This window comes from Paraclostridium sordellii (assembly GCF_000953675.1).
In the GTDB taxonomy this organism is placed as follows: Bacteria; Bacillota; Clostridia; order Peptostreptococcales; family Peptostreptococcaceae; genus Paraclostridium; species Paraclostridium sordellii.
In genome coordinates this window covers 2,576,446-2,594,833 of sequence record NZ_LN679998.1, presented here as the reverse complement: position 1 = coordinate 2,594,833, position 18,388 = coordinate 2,576,446, and the positions used below count along the sequence as shown (strand labels likewise).

Genomic DNA, 18,388 nt, shown 5'->3' with positions numbered 1-18,388 from the left:
ATGAATAAAAAAATATGTTATTTTACAATATGGAGAGAAGATTCAGAAACAGTTGGAATCAATATGAAAATAAAGAATCAAGTAAAAGCTTTTGCTAAGTTAGGTTTAGAAAGTTACTTTTGCACATCGTCAAATAATTACGTTAGACTATATAGATTTGATAATATTAGTAATGAACTTAAATTGGTAAGAGAGAAAGTGTTAAGTGAAAAGGCTAAGTATTGTACAGAAAAATCAACAATAAACAGAAAGATATCAAGTTCATATAGGTTAAATGAGTGTTTAAACTTTCTTGAGGAAATGACGGAAAATTATGGATTTAATATGATTTATATAAGAAGAATAATGCCTATTACAAGAAAATTAGCATATTTAATTAAAGAGTTTTCAAATAAAGAAATTAAAGTGGTATGGGAAATACCAACCTGGGGTTCGAATCCTAAAACACCTTACTGGATGCTGTTACATTTACAAGAAGAATATATGTATAAAAGACTTAGGAGAAGTATATCCAAGATAGTTGCCATATGTTCAGATAATATAGAAAAAGATAATATCTTATTTATTAATAATGGAGTTGATAATGAATCAATACCTAAGCGTAAACCTGCAACACATGAATCTATAAATTTAGTTTGTTTAGCTACATTCTCTTATTGGCATGGATATGATAGATTACTTAAAGGTTTAAAAGAATATTATGATCGTAATAAAAAATTTTTTACAACGGTTAACATATATATGGTCGGAAATGGAAATACACAAGAATTAATAGATTTAGCAAAAGAATATAATATTGAAAAATACGTATTTTTTAAAGGTGTAGTAGTAGGCAATGAATTAAATGAATTATTTAATAATATGGACATTGCAATTGGGAATTTAGGTTTTTTTAGACAAGGTGTTTATTCAGATACTTCTATAAAAATAAGAGAATATTGTTCAAGAGGTATACCATTTGTAACAGCTTTAAATGTAAATGATTTCCCGAAAGATTTCCCATATATATTAAAAGTACCAATGGATGAATCTTCAATTGATATCACTAAAATTATAGAATTTTACAAGAATTTATCTAATGAAAGTGTATTAAAAGATATGAGGGAATATGCATTACAAAATTTAAGTTGGGAAACTCAATTAAAGAAAGTTTTAGATAGTATTTCAATGTAAATAAAATAAAAATTTAGATAGATTACTTTTGTTAAAGACAAATAGATAGATTTAAGTTAAATAGCTACATCATAAAGGATAAATGTAAATTTCTAATAGAGTTAGGAGTAAATTAAAAAAATATATAAAAAATTATACTTATTAGAATGAATATCGACTATTTTTATACTAAATATTTGAATCTAAATTTAATATATATCTATTAGACTAATGAATATATTACTATAAAAACAATAAGTAGTATATTCATATGGAAAGTAAAATATTAAAAATTTACTTATGTAAATAGAAGTATTATAAAAACTGAAAGTAATATTAGGAGGACTATAATTGTGAAAATTGCAATAGCTGGGACTGGTTATGTTGGCTTATCTAATGCGATACTACTATCTCAAAATAATGAAGTAGTAGCAGTAGACATAATACAAGAAAAAGTTGACTTTATAAATAATAAAAAATCTCCAATAGTAGATAAGGAGATTGAAGAATATCTATATACTAAAGAACTGAACTTAATGGCTACTACTGATATTTATAAAGCATATCAAGGAGCAGATTATGTAGTAATATCTACGCCTACAGATTATGATCCAGAAAAAAACTATTTTAACACTAGAAGTGTTGAAGCTGTCATAGCTAATGTCTTAGCTATAAACCCGGATGCGACAATGATAATAAAATCAACTGTGCCAGTGGGATATACAGAAAAAGTAAAAGCGATGTTTGATACTGATAATATAATATTTTCCCCCGAGTTCTTAAGAGAGGGAAAAGCATTACATGATAATTTATATCCTTCAAGAATAATAGTAGGAGAACAATCAGAAAGAGCACAAAAATTTGCAGACCTTTTATTAGAAGGTGCAATCAAAAAAGATGTACCAGTTTTATTAACTAATTCCACTGAAGCAGAAGCTGTAAAGCTATTTTCTAACACATATCTTGCATTAAGAGTAGCATATTTTAATGAACTAGATACATATGCAGAGCTTAGGGGATTAAATACAAAACAAATAATAGAAGGTGTTGGATTAGATCCAAGAATTGGGACTCACTATAATAATCCTTCATTTGGGTATGGGGGGTATTGTTTACCAAAGGATACAAAACAATTAAGAGCAAATTATGAAGATGTTCCTAATAATATAATAGGTGCAATAGTAGATGCTAATAGAACAAGAAAAGATCATGTTGCAGATATGATAGTAAAGAAAAATCCAAAAGTAGTAGGAATATATAGATTAACTATGAAAACCGATTCAGATAACTTTAGAGCATCTTCTGTTCAGGGAATAATGAAAAGAATCAAATCTAGAGGGATTGAAGTTGTTGTATACGAACCTGTTTTAAAAGAGGATAATTTCTTCAACTCTAAAGTAATAAGAGATTTAGATGAATTTAAGTTAATGTGTGATGTTGTAGTATCTAATAGATTATCAAAAGAGTTATTTGATATTGAGGAAAAAGTTTATACAAGGGACTTATTTAATAGAGACTAGTATATTAATTTAAAGGGAGATGTAGAAGTGAAAAAGAGTGTAAAAAAAGCAATTATACCTGCTGCTGGGCTTGGAACAAGATTTTTACCAGCAACAAAGTCTCAACCAAAAGAGATGTTACCTATAGTGGACAAACCAACTTTACAATACATAATAGAAGAAGCTGTTAATTCAGGGATAGAAGAAATATTAATAGTTACTGGAAGAAATAAAAAATCAATAGAAGATCATTTTGACCGTAGTATTGAACTTGAGCTTGAGCTGGAACAAAAAGGAAAAGTTGAAATGTTGGAAATGGTTAAAGATATATCTAACATGGTAGATATTCATTTCATAAGACAAAAAGAGCCTAAAGGACTTGGACATGCTATAAATTGTGCCAAAAGTTTTGTGGGAAATGAACCATTTGCAGTATTATTAGGTGATGATATAGTTGACAACGACACTCCTTGTTTAGCTCAACTTATAAATACATACAATGAATACAAAACATCAATAATAGGGGTACAAGAAGTTAAAAAAGAAAATACTGATAAGTATGGTATATTAGATGTTAAATGTATAGAAGATAGAGTATATAAAGTAAAGGATATGGTTGAAAAACCAAAGGTAGAAGATGCTCCATCAAATATTGCGATACTAGGAAGATATATAATAACGCCTACTATATTTGAGATACTTGAAAATCAAAAGCCAGGTAAAGGTGGAGAAATACAACTAACAGATGCTTTGAAAACGTTATCAGGACAAGAAGCAATATATGCATATAACTTTGAGGGAAAAAGATACGATGTAGGAGATAAACTAGGTTTCTTACAAGCAACTGTAGATTTTGCATTAAAAAAAGAATGCATTGGAAAAGAGTTTATGGATTTTTTAAAAATGACAGTTGATCAGAATAAAGAGTATAATAGTGAAATATTTGATGAATTTGAAATTGTAAATAAAGTAGCTACAACAATAGATTAAATTTATATTATTTGTTGGGGGAAGTATGAATAAGTCTAAAAAAATGATATGGGGGATATTTATATCTATATTAGTTTTGGTATTGGGTATATTTGGATATATATATACAAAATTAGATTCGATATATGTTAAAGATGAAGTAAAAGGTTCACAATCTAAAAAAGAAGAACGTGACGGGAAAATGGTAGAGGGTATAACTAATATACTTTTAGTAGGGATAGATGGAACCAATATAGACAAAGGGAATCGATCAGACTCAGTTATGTTATGCACTATAGATGGAATAAATAAAAAATTAAAGATAACTTCTATTGCAAGAGATACATATGTAGAGATACCGAATTATGGATACGAAAAATTAACTCATGCATATGCTTATGGAGGAATTGATTTATTAAAAGAAGTATTTAAAATAAACTTTGACTTAGAGATAGATAGATATGTAGCTGTAAACTTTGTTTCATTTATAGATATTATAGATGAGATAGGTGGAGTAGAAGTTGATGTAAAAGAAAAAGATAAAAACGAGGTTAATAAATACATAGATGCATGTTATGAATATTATGGTAATCGAGAAGATAAAGATCCTAAAGAATATATAAATGAATCGGGGGTCCAAAGATTGAACGGATATCAAGCATTAGCATTTAGTAGAATTAGATATACTGATAGTGCATATGCAAGAGATAATAGACACAGGGAGATAGCTCAAAGTGTTTATAATGAGTTTTTAAAACAAGGTCCTATGACTTATAAAAGAGCTTCTGATATTTTATTACAAAATACTAAAACAAATATAAGCCCAGTAGAAATGATGGATTTAGGATATACAGTATATAATATAAAAGACAAGAATCTAGATCAATTAGAATTTCCATTAAAAGAACATAGGACTGGACGTATAGTAAGCCAGGAAAAAGGTTGGGTAATAGAGTGGGATAAAAGCGAAAATTTAAATGTATTACATGAATTTATATTTGGAAAAAATTATGAAGGATGATTCAAGGTTTATTAAGGGTGAGTAATTTATGAAGAATATATTAAAGCTGGAACCTTTTTATAACAAAAAAATATGGGGGTATGAAAAGTGGAATTTATCTACTCATAATAATGGACATAGTACTATAACTAATAGTAAAAATACTTTGCTAAAAAAGTTAGGGAAAGAACTACCTATAATGATTAAAGTAATTAAAGCAGAGGATACTTTATCTGTTCAAGTACATCCAGATGATGAGTATGCAAAAATAAATGAAAATGATAGTGGAAAAACAGAATGTTGGTATATATTAGAGGCGAAAGAAGGAGCAACACTTATATGTGGACTAAAGGAAGGTTTAAATAAGTCAGAATTTTCGAAAATAATTGATTCAGGAGATGTTGAAAATTATTTAGAAAGAATAAATGTAAGAAAAGGTGATATGATATATATACCATCAGGAACAGTGCATGCTATAGAGGACGGAGTAAAATTAATAGAAGTCCAACAAAGTAGTGATATAACTTATAGGATGTATGATTGGGGAAGGGATAGAGAATTACATATAAACAAATCATTAGATGTAATAGACTTTAATGGTAAAAATAACGGGGGAAAAATAGAAAATTTCACTAAATTAGAAACACCATATTTCAATATTGAAAAGGTATCTGTAGATAGTATTTATGAAGATGTTGTAGAGTCTGACTTTCACTCATATACTGTAATAGGGGGAAGCGGATTTATATATAGTAATGGAGAAAAAATAGATTTAAAAAATGAAGAAACTATATATATACCTAATAGAATAAGTTACAAGATACATGGAGATATAGAATTAATAAAGGCATATATATAAATAGAAAACAAAAAGCTCATAGATTAAACTCTATGAGTTTTTTGTTTTCTATTTATATAATTTACAAATTTTATAGCTAATAAAACTCCTATATATCCTCTTAAAAAGTTTAGAATTATATCATCTATATCAGTTAAACGACCAGGTAATATTAGTTGAATTATTTCTACAAATATAGTTGAGTATAGATACAATATTATTGATTTTAATTTTGTACCTTTAAATTAAATATATTAAAAAATCCTAATAGTTATAAACACGTGTTACAATTATGATATAATGAAAAGCATTGATAAAAAACAAAATTAAGAGGGTATTTTATGAAAAAATTTAAAAATATATGGGTAGGATTAACAATAATATGGATGGGACTTATCTACTATATGTCAAACCAACCAGCATCAATATCATCATCTCAATCTGGTGGTTTTATAAATATGTTAAGCAACCTTCCTATTATAGGTAATACAATAAAAGAACTAATGAAAATAGGAATAGCAGAATTTTTAATTCGTAAATCTGCACACATGTTTCTATACTTTATGCTAGCAATATTAATATATATGGTATTTAAAAATATAAACAATAAAAAAGCATATCTATACTCACTAATAGGATGCTTCATATATGCTTGTACAGATGAAATCCATCAACTTTTCATAACTGGAAGAAGTGGAGAATTCAAAGACGTACTAGTAGATACACTAGGAGCAACAATAGGATTATTACTAGTGTTCATAATAAACAAAATACTAAACTTAAGAAAAAATAAAATAAAAAGTTAAAGCTGATTCTAAAAAACTATGAATCAGCTTTTTTAATGTTAAAAACGTTTTCAAATTGTTGTGATATAATATCCTTAAAAAGGGGGTATATTTACATGAACTTTAATATAGAGAACACAGTATCAATAATGAAAAAATATCTTGATATACCAAGCCCTGCTGGATATACAGATATAGCAATTTCAGAATGCAAAAAAGACTTTGAAAAACTAGGGCTAGACTGCAAATTAACTAAAAAAGGTGGGTTAATTGCAACTCTAAAAGGGAAAGATGATGAAAATCAAATAACAATATCAGCACATATGGACACACTAGGAGCTATGGTAAAAGAAATAACTTATGATGGAAAAATAAAATACCATAGAATCGGTGGGGGATGCTGGGATTCGGTAGAAGGAGAAAACTGTAATATAATAACTAGGAAAAATGGACATATAAGAGGAACAGTAACGTTTAAATATGCATCAACTCATACATATGGACAAGAACTAGCAGCAAGTGAAAGAACAGGGGACACTATGCTAATTAGGCTAGATGAAGAAGTAAATTGTAAAGAAGACGTTCTAGATTTAGGAGTAAAAGTTGGGGACTTTATATACATGGACACAAGATTTGAATACAATAAAAACGGATTTATAAAAAGTAGATATATAGATAACAAAGCAGCTATTGCAATAGTGTTAGAGTTAGCAAAATACTTTAAAACAAATAACTTAAAACCAGAACACACAACAAACTTTTATATAAGTAACTATGAAGAAGTAGGACATGGACTATCAAAAGCAATACCAGAAAAAACAACTGAACTTGTATCAATAGATATAGCACCAATAGGAGACGGACAAACATCAAATGAACACAGTGTATGTATAGTAGCAAAAGATAAACAAACAGTATATGATTCATACCTAAGATTCAAGCTAGAAGATATAGCACAAGAACATAACATAAATTATAATATAGATTTATTTAACAACTATAGTTCAGATTCATCACAAGCAATAAAATGGGGAGAAGATTTAAGGTTTGCAAATATAGGACCAGGAGTAGATACAAGTCATCACTATGAAAGAACACATATTGATGCTATTGAAAATACATTTAAATTATTAGTAAATTACATGTTAAAAAATTAATTTAAAAGCCAGAAAATGAGGTAAATAAAGAGGTTGAATATGATCAACGAACTAAGTCGTTTGTGATATTCAACCTCTTTTAGATTAATACTAAACTAAATAAGTAGAAAATTGAAAAAATATTTGCAAGCTTGCATAGATTGGCCAAAACCTATATAAACTTATTGAAAACAATGATAAACTTTAAATACATCAAGGAAAGAAATTTACAAAAATAGGGGAGGTACAATGCAAACAGGGGCAATCATTTGGGAAGCTAATTTTTTTAAACCACTAAAAAATCTAGTTGAAGAAATAATTGAAATACTAACAAAAATAAAATGGAGTGAAAGTAAACTAGCATACAAAAGTGGGATAAAACAATCTACTATAAATAGAATTTTAATAGGAGAAACAAAAAAGCCTGCATACACAACAATACAAGCTATAGTTGAGGCTTTAAAAAAGGGGATAGAAAAATATAATAAAAGTAAAAAAATGGTGTAGTTAAATGGAAATTAACTTAAAATTTGATACAAACCAAGATAGTAAGGAAGATATATTAGAACTAGTTATGAAAATACTAGGAAGAGAAGATGTAGGAAATAAAAAAATAGTAAGTATAAAAGATGCTAGAAAATCACTAAGGGAACTTGCAAAACTAGGAAAAATTCAACTAGCTCAGGACCTTGTCAACAAATACTGTGGGGGCAGTATAGAAGGAGCACCTGAAGATAGTTATAACAAGCTAGTACAAGAAATAGAAAAAATAATAAATAAAGGGGAATAGGGATGTTAAAAACAAAGGTTATAACGGGAAAAGTAAGATTAAACTATACAAATTTATTTAAACCAAAAGCAATAGAAGAAGGTAGTGAACCAAAGTATTCGACAACTTTAATAATACCTAAAAAAGATATGAAAATAGTAAATCAAATAGCATTAGCACTAGATTCTGCAACGGAAAATGGAAAACCAATATGGAAAGACCAAGATGAAGAGGTGCTAATATGTGTAAAAGATGGAGATAAAGAAAAAATAGGAGAAGAAGCTTACAAAGACAGCTACTTTATAAATGCAAGTTCTAAATACAAGCCAGGGATAGTGGATATAAACCTAAATCAAATAATCGATGAAACACAAATATACTCAGGTTGTTATGCAAGGTGTTCTATAAACTTTTATCCATACAATCAAGAAGGAAAAATTGGAATAGCTTGTTCTATAGAAAACATACAAAAATTATCTGATGGTGAAATGTTAGGAAGAACAAGTGCAGCACAAGATTTTAGCACACCTTATGAAGAGGATATATTAATATGAAAAAAATATTAAGCATAGATATTGAAACTTATTGTGAAAAAGACCTAGCCAAATGCTCGGTCTATTCTTATATAGAAGATAAAAGTTTTAAGATAATATTATTTGCTTATGCTTTTGACAATGAAAAAGTAAAAATAATAGATTTACAAAATGATGAAAAAATTCCAAAGGAGATAGAAAAAGCAATATATGATAAAAATATAATAAAAACAGCTTTTAATGCAAACTTTGAAAGAATATGTTTAAGTAAATACTTTAAAAAGCATATAGAGCCAAGCCACTTTAACTGTACAATGGTAAATGCAATGTATCTTGGATTACCACAAAGTCTAGAAAAAGTAGGTAAAATACTAAATCTAAAAGATCAAAAACTAGAAGAAGGAAAAAAGCTAATAAAAATATTTTCAAAGCCAAATAAAAACAAAATCATATACAGTGGACAACAATGGGAAGACTTTAAAGACTATTGTATAAGAGATGTAGAAGTAGAAAGACAAATAAGAAACATATTTAAAAACTATAAACTACCACCAAAAGAACAACATCTATGGCAAATCGACCAAAAAATCAACGACAAAGGAGTATTAATAGAAGAAAGTTTAATAGAAAATTGCTTAAAAATAAAAGAAGAAAATAATGAAATATTAAAAGAAAAATTAAAATCTATAAGCAATATAAAAAATCCTAAAAGTGCAAAAGAAGTAAAGGAATACCTAAAAGATAAATACAACTTTATAGTAAATTCACTAAACAAAGAAAATACAGAAGAACTAATAAACAGTAATATAGATGAAAATATAAAAGAAATACTAATTCTTAGAAAAGAGATATGTAGGACATCACTTAAAAAATTTGAAGCAATGAAAAACTGTGCTTGTAAAGACAAAAGAATAAGAGGATTATTTCAATTTTATGGAGCAAATAAAACAGGAAGATGGGCAGGTAGATTAGTACAAGTTCAAAATCTTCCACAAAATAAAATAAACAACATAGAAAATTTAAGAAGTTATATAAATGAAAATAAAAACTACGATTTAAAATACATAGAAAATAACTTTGGGAAAATCAGTCAAACACTACCACAACTAATAAGAACAGTATTTGTACCAAAGAAAAATTATAAATTTATAATAGCTGATTTTAGTGCAATAGAAGCAAGAATATTATCATGGTTATCAGAAGAAACCTGGAGAAATGAAGTATTTAAAAGCCATGGGAAAATATATGAAGCAAGTGCAGCAAAGATGTTTAATTTAGAAATAGATGATATAACAAAAGATAGTGAATATAGACAAAAAGGAAAAATAGCAGAACTGGCTCTAGGCTATCAAGGAGGAAGGGGAGCACTAAAAGCAATGGGTGCTTGTAAAATGGGATTAAGTGAAAAAGAACTTGAAGACTTAGTTAAAAGTTTTAGAAAAAGCAACAAAAACATAGGAAAACTTTGGAGGGAAGTAGAAAAAAGTGCAATTTATGCAGTAGAAAATAAAACTACTGTAACTTTAAAAAATATAATTTTTAGTTATGAACGCAATATGTTATTTATAAAACTTCCTAGTGAGAGAAGTATTTCTTATGTAAGGCCAAAGATAATAAAAGATAATTACGGAAAAAAATTAGTTTATGAAGGTATAAATCAAGTTACTAAAAAATGGGGATTAATAGAAACTTATGGAGGAAAATTAGTTGAAAATATTGTTCAAGGTATAGCAAGAGATTGTTTATGCGAAGCGATTTTAAATCTAGATAAGCTTGGGTTTGATATTGTAATGCATGTTCACGATGAAATTGTTTTAGAAGTTAAAGCTCTAGATATTACCCATTTGAATAACCTTATTAAATATGTAAAAGTCATAATGGAACAAAATATTTCCTGGGGAAAAGGGCTTGTTTTAAGAGTAGATTTATTTGAAAGTGATTTTTATAAAAAAGGTTAAGGGGACAAAATTATGAGGTTTGATGGATACATAAAAGTAAGTACTTGTGAAAATAGAAAAAATATTAAATATAAAAATGAAACTTTACTATGGTCAGATTTTATAAAAAGATTAGTAAACACAACATATACAAGTGAAAGTATAGATGAGTATTTATCTATGGAAAAATCTAAACAAGATGATATAAAAGATGTTGGAGGTTTTGTTGGGGGAAGTTTAAAAGATGATAGAAGGAAAAAAGGAAATTTAATAAAAAGAAGTTTGATAACTTTAGATGCAGATTATGCTTATCCTAAAATGGAGTCTATTGTTGATTTATTATATGGATATGCTTGTTGCGTTTATTCTACTCATAAACATCAAGATGAAAGCCCAAGGTTTAGATTTGTAATACCTTTAAGTAGAGAAGTTGATAGTTGTGAATATGAAGCTATAGCAAGGATGATAGCTAGTGATATTGGAATGGATTATTTTGATGATACTACCTATGAACCAGAGAGATTAATGTATTATCCATCCACTAGTAAGGATGGAAAGTTTGTATATAGTATATGTGATGGAAATTGGCTAGATGTTGATAAAATCCTTAGTAGATACAAAGATTATAAGGACGTTAGCAGTTGGCCTGTTTCAAGAAGATGTAATAAAAAAATAAATAGAGAATGTGAAAATCAAAAAAATCCAAGAGAAAAAGATGGTATGATAGGGGCTTTTTGTAGGGTTTATGATATTCATGAAGTTATAGATAAGTTTTTAAAAGATGTATATGAAAGTTGTGATTTAAGAGATAGATATACTTATAAAAATGGAAGTAGTTCTTGTGGGTTAGTTGTATATAATAATGGAGATTTTGCTTACTCACATCATAGTACAGATCCTTGCTTAAATAAACTTTGTAATGCTTTTGACTTAGTTAGAATACACAAGTTTTGCAAAAGAAACATAGATGATGAAAAGTCTTTAAAGGATATGCTTGAATTTTGTAGCAAAGATGAAGCTGTTGTAAGGGAATTTGGAAGAAGTAAGTTAAAAAAAGCCTGTGATGATTTTAAAGAAGATATAGAGTATGAAGAATATGATGATAGTTGGCTTGGGGAACTTGAAGTAGATAAAAAGGGACTTTATAAGGGTAGTGTTAAAAATATAGTTACTATACTTGAAAATGATATAAATTTAAAAGATTGTATAAAGTATGATGAGTTTAATAATAGTGTTATGAAAAGTGAAAATTTACCTTGGATAAAGGAAGAAGTTAAAAGTATTTATGATAAAAATTACTTACCTTGGGATGATTATGACGATTCTCTTTTAAGATGTTATTTAGAAAAAAGCTATGGTATATATGTGCCTACAAAAACTGACGATGCTCTTTCCTCTGTGGCAAAGAAAAATTCATATCATCCTATTAGAGATTATATAAATTCTTTAAGTTGGGATAGGGTAAGTAGACTTGATAATTTATTTATAGATTATTTAGGAGCAGAGGATAGTGATTATACAAGGGCAGTTATTAGAAAGACTATGGTTGCTGCTGTTAGTAGAATTTTTGAACCAGGAATTAAATTTGATTATATGCCTGTATTAGTTGGACCACAAGGAGTTGGGAAAAGTCATATTTTAAGTTTGATTGGACAAAAGTGGTATTCAGACTCATTTAATACTGTTCTTGGAAAGGAAGCTTATGAACAGTTACAAGGTTGTTGGATTATAGAGATGGCAGAACTATCTGCTATTAGAAAAGTAGAAGCAGAAGCAGTTAAACACTTTATATCTAAAAGAGATGATGTTTATAGACAGGCCTATGGAAGAAGAGTTGTTAAGCATAAAAGACAATGTGTATTCTTTGGAACTACCAATGATGTTGAGTTTTTAAAAGATAGAACAGGAAATAGAAGGTATTGGCCTATTGTTGTACATAAAAGTAGTCCTAAAAAAGATATGTGGGTAGATCTTACTTCTTATGAGATTGATCAAGTTTGGGCTGAGGCTAAGATTTTTTATGATAAAGGAGAAAAGCTAGTTCTTGATAGAAGTCTTGATAAGAAAGTAATTGAGATACAATCCTCTCATATGGAGTCTAATAGTAAGGAAGGTATGATTATTGAGTATCTTGAGAAGTTGTTGCCAGATAATTGGAATGAGATGGATATAGGTGCTAGAAGAAGATATATTAGTGGAGGTGATTTTAGTGATATTCCTGGAATTAAAAAGCGTGAAAGAGTATGTGCTATGGAGATATGGTGTGAGTTACTTGGAGGAGATGCTAAGTTTTTAAAGGCTGCTCAAAGTAGAGAAATCAATGATATTTTAAGAAATATTAAAGGGTGGAAGGATTACTCTAAGGGTTCTGGAAAGTTACGTTTTAATGCTTATGGGATACAGAAGGCTTTTGTGAGAAGTGATGATTAGTGTATCTTAAATATTTTAGATACGAAGTAGGATACATTAAGGGATACAGTTTGATGCTAGTGTTTTCAATGGATTAAGTTAATATGTATCTTATGTGTCTAAGGTTTTATATTATATAGAAGTTTTTAAAGTATTTAAATATAGTTTTTTATATATTATATAAGCGATTTAGGATTTTTAGATACATTTTTAAAATTTAGGAGGTTTTTATGAGAGAAGCTGATTTATTGAGTTTGGTTAGAGTTGAGGATTTACCAGAAGGGTGTAAGGATTTAGCTGATATTTTGGGAGTTGATATAGTTCTTGAAGTTATTGGTTATGTTGGAGGAGGAAGTTTGTATTTTCCAAGTAAGAGTTCTGTTGTGAGAAATGCTCGTAATAGGGTTATTAGGAAAAGTTTTAACGGGGGAAATTATAAGGAGCTTTCTAGGACTTTTGGCATTAGTGACATGCAGATTAGAAATATAGTTAATTAAAAAAACTAGCCTCACTATTTTGTGAGGCTAGTTATTTGTTTTATACTATTAAGTCGTACTCTGATGTATCTGTTACTACTATTTTTGCTTCCTGTGCTGATTCTATTTCAGAGCCATAGGGAGCAAATATGTTTTTAGATACTATTAAGTCCATACATTCTTTTATTTGTGCTTCTGTTATATCATCTTTTGGGCCGTCTATTGATATTGATATTTTTCTTCCTATTTTTGTGTTAAATGTCATTAGTAATTTTTTAGCTGTTTTCATTTATATATCCTCCTACTAGTTTAGTATCGTATAATCTTGTTTTGCAATTTCTAAAGAACTGTGTTCACAAAGTTTTACCATTGCATTTGCTACGTCAATGACATTTTGTGAATTTGCGTCGTGTTTTACGTTTGAGTAAGTACGAGATTTTACTATTGTTTTTCCGTTATCGTCTAAGCCACAGTCAAGTTTGATTTTTAATGCTGATGGGTTTTGAGTTTCAGTTACAGTCATATTTGAATCCTCCTTAGTTTTTTAGAAGTTTAACTTCTAATTAAATTATAAATTTTTTGTAATGTTAATTATATTAAAAAATTTTAGGAAATTATCAAATTAAATTTAATATGATATTTTACTTTATTTAATAAAGAAAAATAAAAAATAAATAAGATTTTAAAAAATAAAATAAATTAATATTAGCAATATTTGTTGAAAAATTGCAAAAATAAATATACTATTAAAGTAGGGTTATACAAATCAACAAGGAGGCGTTAATATGAGTAAAAAAGATATTAAGTGGTCAGAACTAGGTTTTAGTTATATCAAAACAGATAAAAGATATATTTCTCGTTGGAAAGATGGAAAATGGGATGATGGAATCTTAACAGAAGATAATAACATTACTTTAAACGAAGGTTCTACATGCCTACATTATGGACAACAGTGTTTTGAAGGTTTAAAAGCTTATACTAACAAAGATGGAGAAATTCAATTATTTAGACCAGATCAAAATGCGCTAAGAATGCAAAGAAGTTGTAAAAGACTATTAATGCCAGAAATACCGGTAGATAAATTTATAGATGCATGTAAACAAGTAGTAAAAGCAAATGAAGACTACGTACCACCGTATGGAACAGGGGCAACATTATACCTAAGACCATATGTTATAGGTGTAGGAGAAAATATAGGAGTTAAACCTGCAAATGAATACATATTTGGTGTATTTTGCATTCCAGTAGGACCTTACTATAAAGGTGGAATGGCACCAGTAAATTACATAACTACAGAATACGATAGAGCAGCAGCTCATGGAACAGGAAGAGATAAAGTTGGAGGAAACTACGCAGCAAGTTTATTAGCACATAAAGAAGCTGTAGAAAAAGGATTTGCAGATTGTATATACTTAGATCCAAAAACTCATACAAAAATTGATGAAGTAGGAGCTGCAAACTTCTTTGCAATAACAAAAGATAATAAATTTGTAACGCCAAACTCAACATCAATACTTCCAAGTATAACAAAAGCATCATTATTACATGTTGCAAAAGAATACTTAAACATGGAAACAGAAATAGCTGATGTATTCATTGATAAATTAGATGAATACAAAGAAGCAGGAGCATGTGGAACAGCAGCAGTAATAACTCCAATTGGAGGAATAGAACATAAAGGTAAAATGCATGTATTTTACAGTCAAACAGAAGTTGGACCAGTAGTGAAAAAATTATATGATACACTTTATGGAATTCAAACAGGTGATGTAGAAGCTCCTGAAGGATGGATAGTAAAAGTAGATTAAGCTTAAAAATAAATATAAGTAAAAAAAGAGGTAGGTTATGATTTAATAATCTGCCTCTTTTTTACTTATATTAAATAAGTTTTTTCAAAACTTTGATTGTGGTCATAGTTAACAAAAAAAATAAAAAGGAGTAGGTAAAATTGTTATAACTTTTATTAAGTTGATTTTTATTTATTCAAATAAAGGATGAATACACTAAATTGATGAATATAATTTTATTAGTATAGAGTTTGATTAAAGGGGAGACCATGAAAAAGATAGTGGGAAGGTGGATATTTTTTGGTTTAGTGGTTATTGTAATATCAATTTTATTTATATCAAAGGATAGAGAACATATTATAACAGGAAATCCAGATATTGATTGTATTATAAGTAGAGAAGATATAAAAGCAGATAGAGATGATATGGTAAAGATTATGGAAAGTACCCATCCAATATTTTTAGATGAAGTTCCAAAAGTTTATTATGATGCTAAAGCGGAATTTTTAAAAAATACTAATAAAAAAATGACATTAGGTGAATTTAGAATAGAAATTAGCAAATATTTATCATCAATAGATGATAGTCATACTAGTATAGGATGGGTAGGAGCTGAATTTTTAGATATTAACTGGAAATATATAGATAAAAAACTTACATTGTTAGATAAAAATAACAAACCTACAAAAAAGTTTGTAACATCAATTAATAATGTAAATATAGAAGATATTTTAAAAGTTATTGATAAAACATTTCCAAAAGAAAATTACGTTGATGAATATATGAATAATTCAACTTTATCAAAAGAAAAACTAGTTTTATGTAGTGCTGGAGTAGATGTCTCAGATGATATAGTTTTAAGTGTTAATGATGGGAAAAATGAAGAAGAAATTAAGGTGGGATTTATAAATTATAATAAGGGGGGAAATAACCTAAGTAATGATATATACATTAATGATTTAGGAAACAAAACGGTATATATAAGACTTGGATTTTGTGAGGATAATTACTATATAAGTAAAATCAATACATACTTAAGAGAAAACTTAGATGATATAAAACATGTAATTATAGATGTACGAGATAATCCAGGAGGAGATTCAACTGCTTTTGAAAAGATTTTACAGGCACTAGATATTAAAGCAGGAAATTTTGGCGGTATAACTAGAGTTTCAGATATAGCAACAAAGTTTTATCCAGATTTAAATTCAATGGAATATAAAGAATTTGAAAGATATAATAATGTAGTTAAGAATGAAAATATTGAAGTATATGTAATTATGAATGAAAGTAGTTTTAGTTCTGCTCAGTGGGTAGCTACCTTGGTTAGTGATGGTAAATTTGGAACCCTATTAGGAAAACCAAGTAGAAATAGACCTTCGTCTTTTGGAAACTCACCTTCTTTTGAACTGGCAAAAACTAAGTTAATGGGGCAAATATCAATTACAAAATGGCTTAGACCAGATGCTTCTAAAGACCAAGAAGAAACTATTGAGCCAGATATTAGAGTTGAAGACTGGCAAGATCCTTTAGAAAAAACATTAAAGTTGATTGAAGGTAAAGAAGATTTATCAAATATGTAATTTTTTTTACCAAATAGCTTTATCTTAATAAAAGATAAAGCTATTTTAATTTATAAATAAATACAATAAATTAAAGTGAGTAGTAAAAGATTCGTATAAATAATTAAGAGATTAAATTAATTTACAGATTTAAGTTTTATATAACTAGTATAAATAGAAATAAAAGGAGTATTTATGGATGAATTTTAATATAAATTGTTTATACAATGAAATTAATGGAGAAGAACGAAAACAAGAATATAATAGTATAAAGAAAATGCTATCTAAAATACTTAATATAAGTGAAAATAATGTTTGTAGTATAGAACCAGTTGGCGGTATGACAAATAAAAGCTTTAAGGTTTTTATAAATAATGAATATTATATTTTAAGAATACCAGGAAATGGTGCTGATAAAATTATAAGTAGATATGATGAAAAATATAATAGTTTAATTGCAAATGACTTAGAGTTAGATACTGATATACTGTATTTTGATGAAGAAAATGGAGTTAAGATAGCTAAGTATATAAATAATGCACAAACTATAAATCCTAAAACTGCAAAGAAAAAAGAGAATATGATAGAAACTACAAATCTATTAAGAACACTTCATAAATCTAACATGAAATTTTCTAATGAATTCAATGTTTTCAAAAAAATAGAAGAGTATGAAAAGTTACTAAAAGAATCAAATGGAACTAATTTTAAAGACTATTCTATTGTAAAACAACAAGTATTAAAGTTAAAAGAAATACTTAAAGATTTAGGGGAAGAAAGTGTTCCCTGTCATAATGATACAGTACCAGAAAATTTCGTAAAAAGTGATGATAAGTTATACTTAGTAGATTGGGAGTACTCAGGTATGAATGATCCTATGTGGGATTTGGCAGCACATTGTTTAGAATGTGATTTTTCTAAGGAAGAAGAAGAACTTTTCTTAAATTTATATTTTAATCAAGAAGTAGAACCTAGATACAAAACTAAAATCCTTATTTATAAAGTTTGCCAAGACTTTTTATGGAGTATATGGACAAATATAAAAGAAGCTAGTGGAGATGACTTTGGAACTTACGGAGAATATAGATACAATAGAGCAAAAATTAATATAAATAAAATTTTAGAATTAAATTAGTTTGGGAGAAAAATTATGATTAATAAAAATAAAGGATTATTTTCAGGGGTAATGTCTGGAGTTTTATGGGGATTAGATACAGCATTAACTGGAATAATTCTTACCATGAGTCCCTTTATAGAAACGCAAAAAATTATATTATTAGCTCCAATTGTAAGTGTATTTTTGCATGATATGTTTTCAAGCTTATGGATGTTTTTATACATAATAGTTACAAAACAATTAAAAACAGTATTAAAATCAATAAAAACTAGAAGTGCAAAGTTTATTTGTATAGCAGCTATATTTGGAGGACCTATAGGTATGGCAGCCTATTTAATGGCTATAAAATATATCGGAGCAGGATACACTGCAAGTATATCAGCTATATATCCTGCATTAGGAGCGTTTTGAGCATATCT

Annotated in this window: 20 protein-coding genes; 17 read left to right on the top strand and 3 right to left on the bottom strand. The window is 27.9% G+C overall.

Annotated features, from left to right (window positions below; all coding sequences use genetic code 11):
- From ATCC9714_RS12540 to ATCC9714_RS12520, 5 genes are all read left to right on the top strand, one after another.
- Entirely contained in the window at nucleotides 1-1,173 is a 1,173-nt protein-coding gene (locus tag ATCC9714_RS12540) for a glycosyltransferase family protein (protein ID WP_057545508.1), read from the top strand.
- A gap of 332 nt (nucleotides 1,174-1,505) precedes the next feature.
- Nucleotides 1,506-2,672: a nucleotide sugar dehydrogenase gene (locus ATCC9714_RS12535; RefSeq protein ID WP_057545509.1), complete on the top strand. Its 1,167-nt coding sequence runs from the start codon at nucleotides 1,506-1,508 to the stop codon at nucleotides 2,670-2,672.
- 27 nt (nucleotides 2,673-2,699) lie between these two features.
- Nucleotides 2,700-3,641 carry a UTP--glucose-1-phosphate uridylyltransferase GalU gene (galU, locus tag ATCC9714_RS12530; RefSeq protein ID WP_081013646.1) on the top strand — a complete coding sequence of 314 codons (942 nt, stop codon included), beginning with the start codon at nucleotides 2,700-2,702 and terminating at the stop codon, nucleotides 3,639-3,641.
- Nucleotides 3,642-3,666: 25 nt separating this feature from the next.
- Nucleotides 3,667-4,641: an LCP family protein gene (locus ATCC9714_RS12525; RefSeq protein WP_057574339.1), complete on the top strand. Its 975-nt coding sequence runs from the start codon at nucleotides 3,667-3,669 to the stop codon at nucleotides 4,639-4,641.
- Nucleotides 4,642-4,669: 28 nt separating this feature from the next.
- The gene (locus ATCC9714_RS12520) at nucleotides 4,670-5,479 is read left to right on the top strand and encodes a type I phosphomannose isomerase catalytic subunit (RefSeq protein WP_057574340.1); all 810 of its coding nucleotides are present in this window, start codon (nucleotides 4,670-4,672) and stop codon (nucleotides 5,477-5,479) included.
- Nucleotides 5,480-5,502: 23 nt separating this feature from the next.
- Here ATCC9714_RS12520 and ATCC9714_RS17955 read toward each other — a convergent pair whose 3' ends face one another.
- Nucleotides 5,503-5,673, bottom strand: coding sequence for a VanZ family protein (locus ATCC9714_RS17955; protein ID WP_021122650.1), 171 nt, complete (start codon nucleotides 5,671-5,673; stop codon nucleotides 5,503-5,505).
- A gap of 126 nt (nucleotides 5,674-5,799) precedes the next feature.
- Here ATCC9714_RS17955 and ATCC9714_RS12510 point away from each other — a divergent pair, with 126 nt between their 5' ends.
- From ATCC9714_RS12510 to ATCC9714_RS12475, 8 genes are all read left to right on the top strand, one after another.
- Nucleotides 5,800-6,264, top strand: coding sequence for a VanZ family protein (locus ATCC9714_RS12510; protein WP_057545512.1), 465 nt, complete (start codon nucleotides 5,800-5,802; stop codon nucleotides 6,262-6,264).
- 95 nt (nucleotides 6,265-6,359) lie between these two features.
- A complete protein-coding gene (locus tag ATCC9714_RS12505; RefSeq protein WP_055342471.1) occupies nucleotides 6,360-7,400 on the top strand; it encodes a M42 family metallopeptidase in 1,041 nt (346 codons plus the stop codon).
- A gap of 228 nt (nucleotides 7,401-7,628) precedes the next feature.
- The gene (locus ATCC9714_RS12500; RefSeq protein ID WP_021122647.1) at nucleotides 7,629-7,886 is read left to right on the top strand and encodes a helix-turn-helix domain-containing protein; all 258 of its coding nucleotides are present in this window, start codon (nucleotides 7,629-7,631) and stop codon (nucleotides 7,884-7,886) included.
- Nucleotides 7,887-7,890: 4 nt separating this feature from the next.
- Nucleotides 7,891-8,169 (top strand): hypothetical protein, encoded by a 279-nt coding sequence (locus ATCC9714_RS12495; RefSeq protein ID WP_057545513.1) that lies wholly within the window; start codon nucleotides 7,891-7,893, stop codon nucleotides 8,167-8,169.
- Nucleotides 8,170-8,171: 2 nt separating this feature from the next.
- Nucleotides 8,172-8,702 (top strand): DUF2815 family protein, encoded by a 531-nt coding sequence (locus tag ATCC9714_RS12490; RefSeq protein ID WP_021122645.1) that lies wholly within the window; start codon nucleotides 8,172-8,174, stop codon nucleotides 8,700-8,702.
- Nucleotides 8,699-10,639 (top strand): DNA polymerase, encoded by a 1,941-nt coding sequence (locus tag ATCC9714_RS12485; RefSeq protein ID WP_057545514.1) that lies wholly within the window; start codon nucleotides 8,699-8,701, stop codon nucleotides 10,637-10,639. The genes ATCC9714_RS12490 and ATCC9714_RS12485 overlap by 4 nt, the downstream gene beginning before the upstream one ends.
- Before the next feature lie 12 nt (nucleotides 10,640-10,651).
- Entirely contained in the window at nucleotides 10,652-13,048 is a 2,397-nt protein-coding gene (locus ATCC9714_RS12480) for a virulence-associated E family protein (protein WP_057545515.1), read from the top strand.
- Between the two features lie 209 nt (nucleotides 13,049-13,257).
- Complete coding sequence (locus ATCC9714_RS12475; protein WP_021122635.1) at nucleotides 13,258-13,524, top strand: Mor transcription activator family protein; 267 nt, start codon at nucleotides 13,258-13,260, stop codon at nucleotides 13,522-13,524.
- Between the two features lie 40 nt (nucleotides 13,525-13,564).
- On the opposite strand, the gene ATCC9714_RS12470 is transcribed toward ATCC9714_RS12475, so the two are convergent.
- Nucleotides 13,565-13,792: a DUF2922 domain-containing protein gene (locus ATCC9714_RS12470; RefSeq protein WP_021122634.1), complete on the bottom strand. Its 228-nt coding sequence runs from the start codon at nucleotides 13,790-13,792 to the stop codon at nucleotides 13,565-13,567.
- A 15-nt stretch (nucleotides 13,793-13,807) separates the two neighbouring features.
- Nucleotides 13,808-14,026 carry a DUF1659 domain-containing protein gene (locus ATCC9714_RS12465; RefSeq protein WP_057545516.1) on the bottom strand — a complete coding sequence of 73 codons (219 nt, stop codon included), beginning with the start codon at nucleotides 14,024-14,026 and terminating at the stop codon, nucleotides 13,808-13,810.
- A gap of 262 nt (nucleotides 14,027-14,288) precedes the next feature.
- Here ATCC9714_RS12465 and ATCC9714_RS12460 point away from each other — a divergent pair, with 262 nt between their 5' ends.
- The 4 genes from ATCC9714_RS12460 (at nucleotide 14,289) to ATCC9714_RS17600 (ending at nucleotide 18,380) form a co-directional block, all read left to right on the top strand.
- Nucleotides 14,289-15,311, top strand: coding sequence for a branched-chain amino acid aminotransferase (locus ATCC9714_RS12460; protein ID WP_057574341.1), 1,023 nt, complete (start codon nucleotides 14,289-14,291; stop codon nucleotides 15,309-15,311).
- A 248-nt stretch (nucleotides 15,312-15,559) separates the two neighbouring features.
- Nucleotides 15,560-16,873, top strand: a complete 1,314-nt coding sequence (locus tag ATCC9714_RS12455) for a S41 family peptidase (RefSeq protein WP_057545517.1) — start codon at nucleotides 15,560-15,562, stop codon at nucleotides 16,871-16,873.
- Nucleotides 16,874-17,051: 178 nt separating this feature from the next.
- Nucleotides 17,052-17,987, top strand: a complete 936-nt coding sequence (locus ATCC9714_RS12450; protein WP_057545518.1) for a choline kinase family protein — start codon at nucleotides 17,052-17,054, stop codon at nucleotides 17,985-17,987.
- Between the two features lie 15 nt (nucleotides 17,988-18,002).
- Nucleotides 18,003-18,380 carry a hypothetical protein gene (locus ATCC9714_RS17600; RefSeq protein ID WP_242853416.1) on the top strand — a complete coding sequence of 126 codons (378 nt, stop codon included), beginning with the start codon at nucleotides 18,003-18,005 and terminating at the stop codon, nucleotides 18,378-18,380.
- Nucleotides 18,381-18,388: the final 8 nt, after the last annotated feature.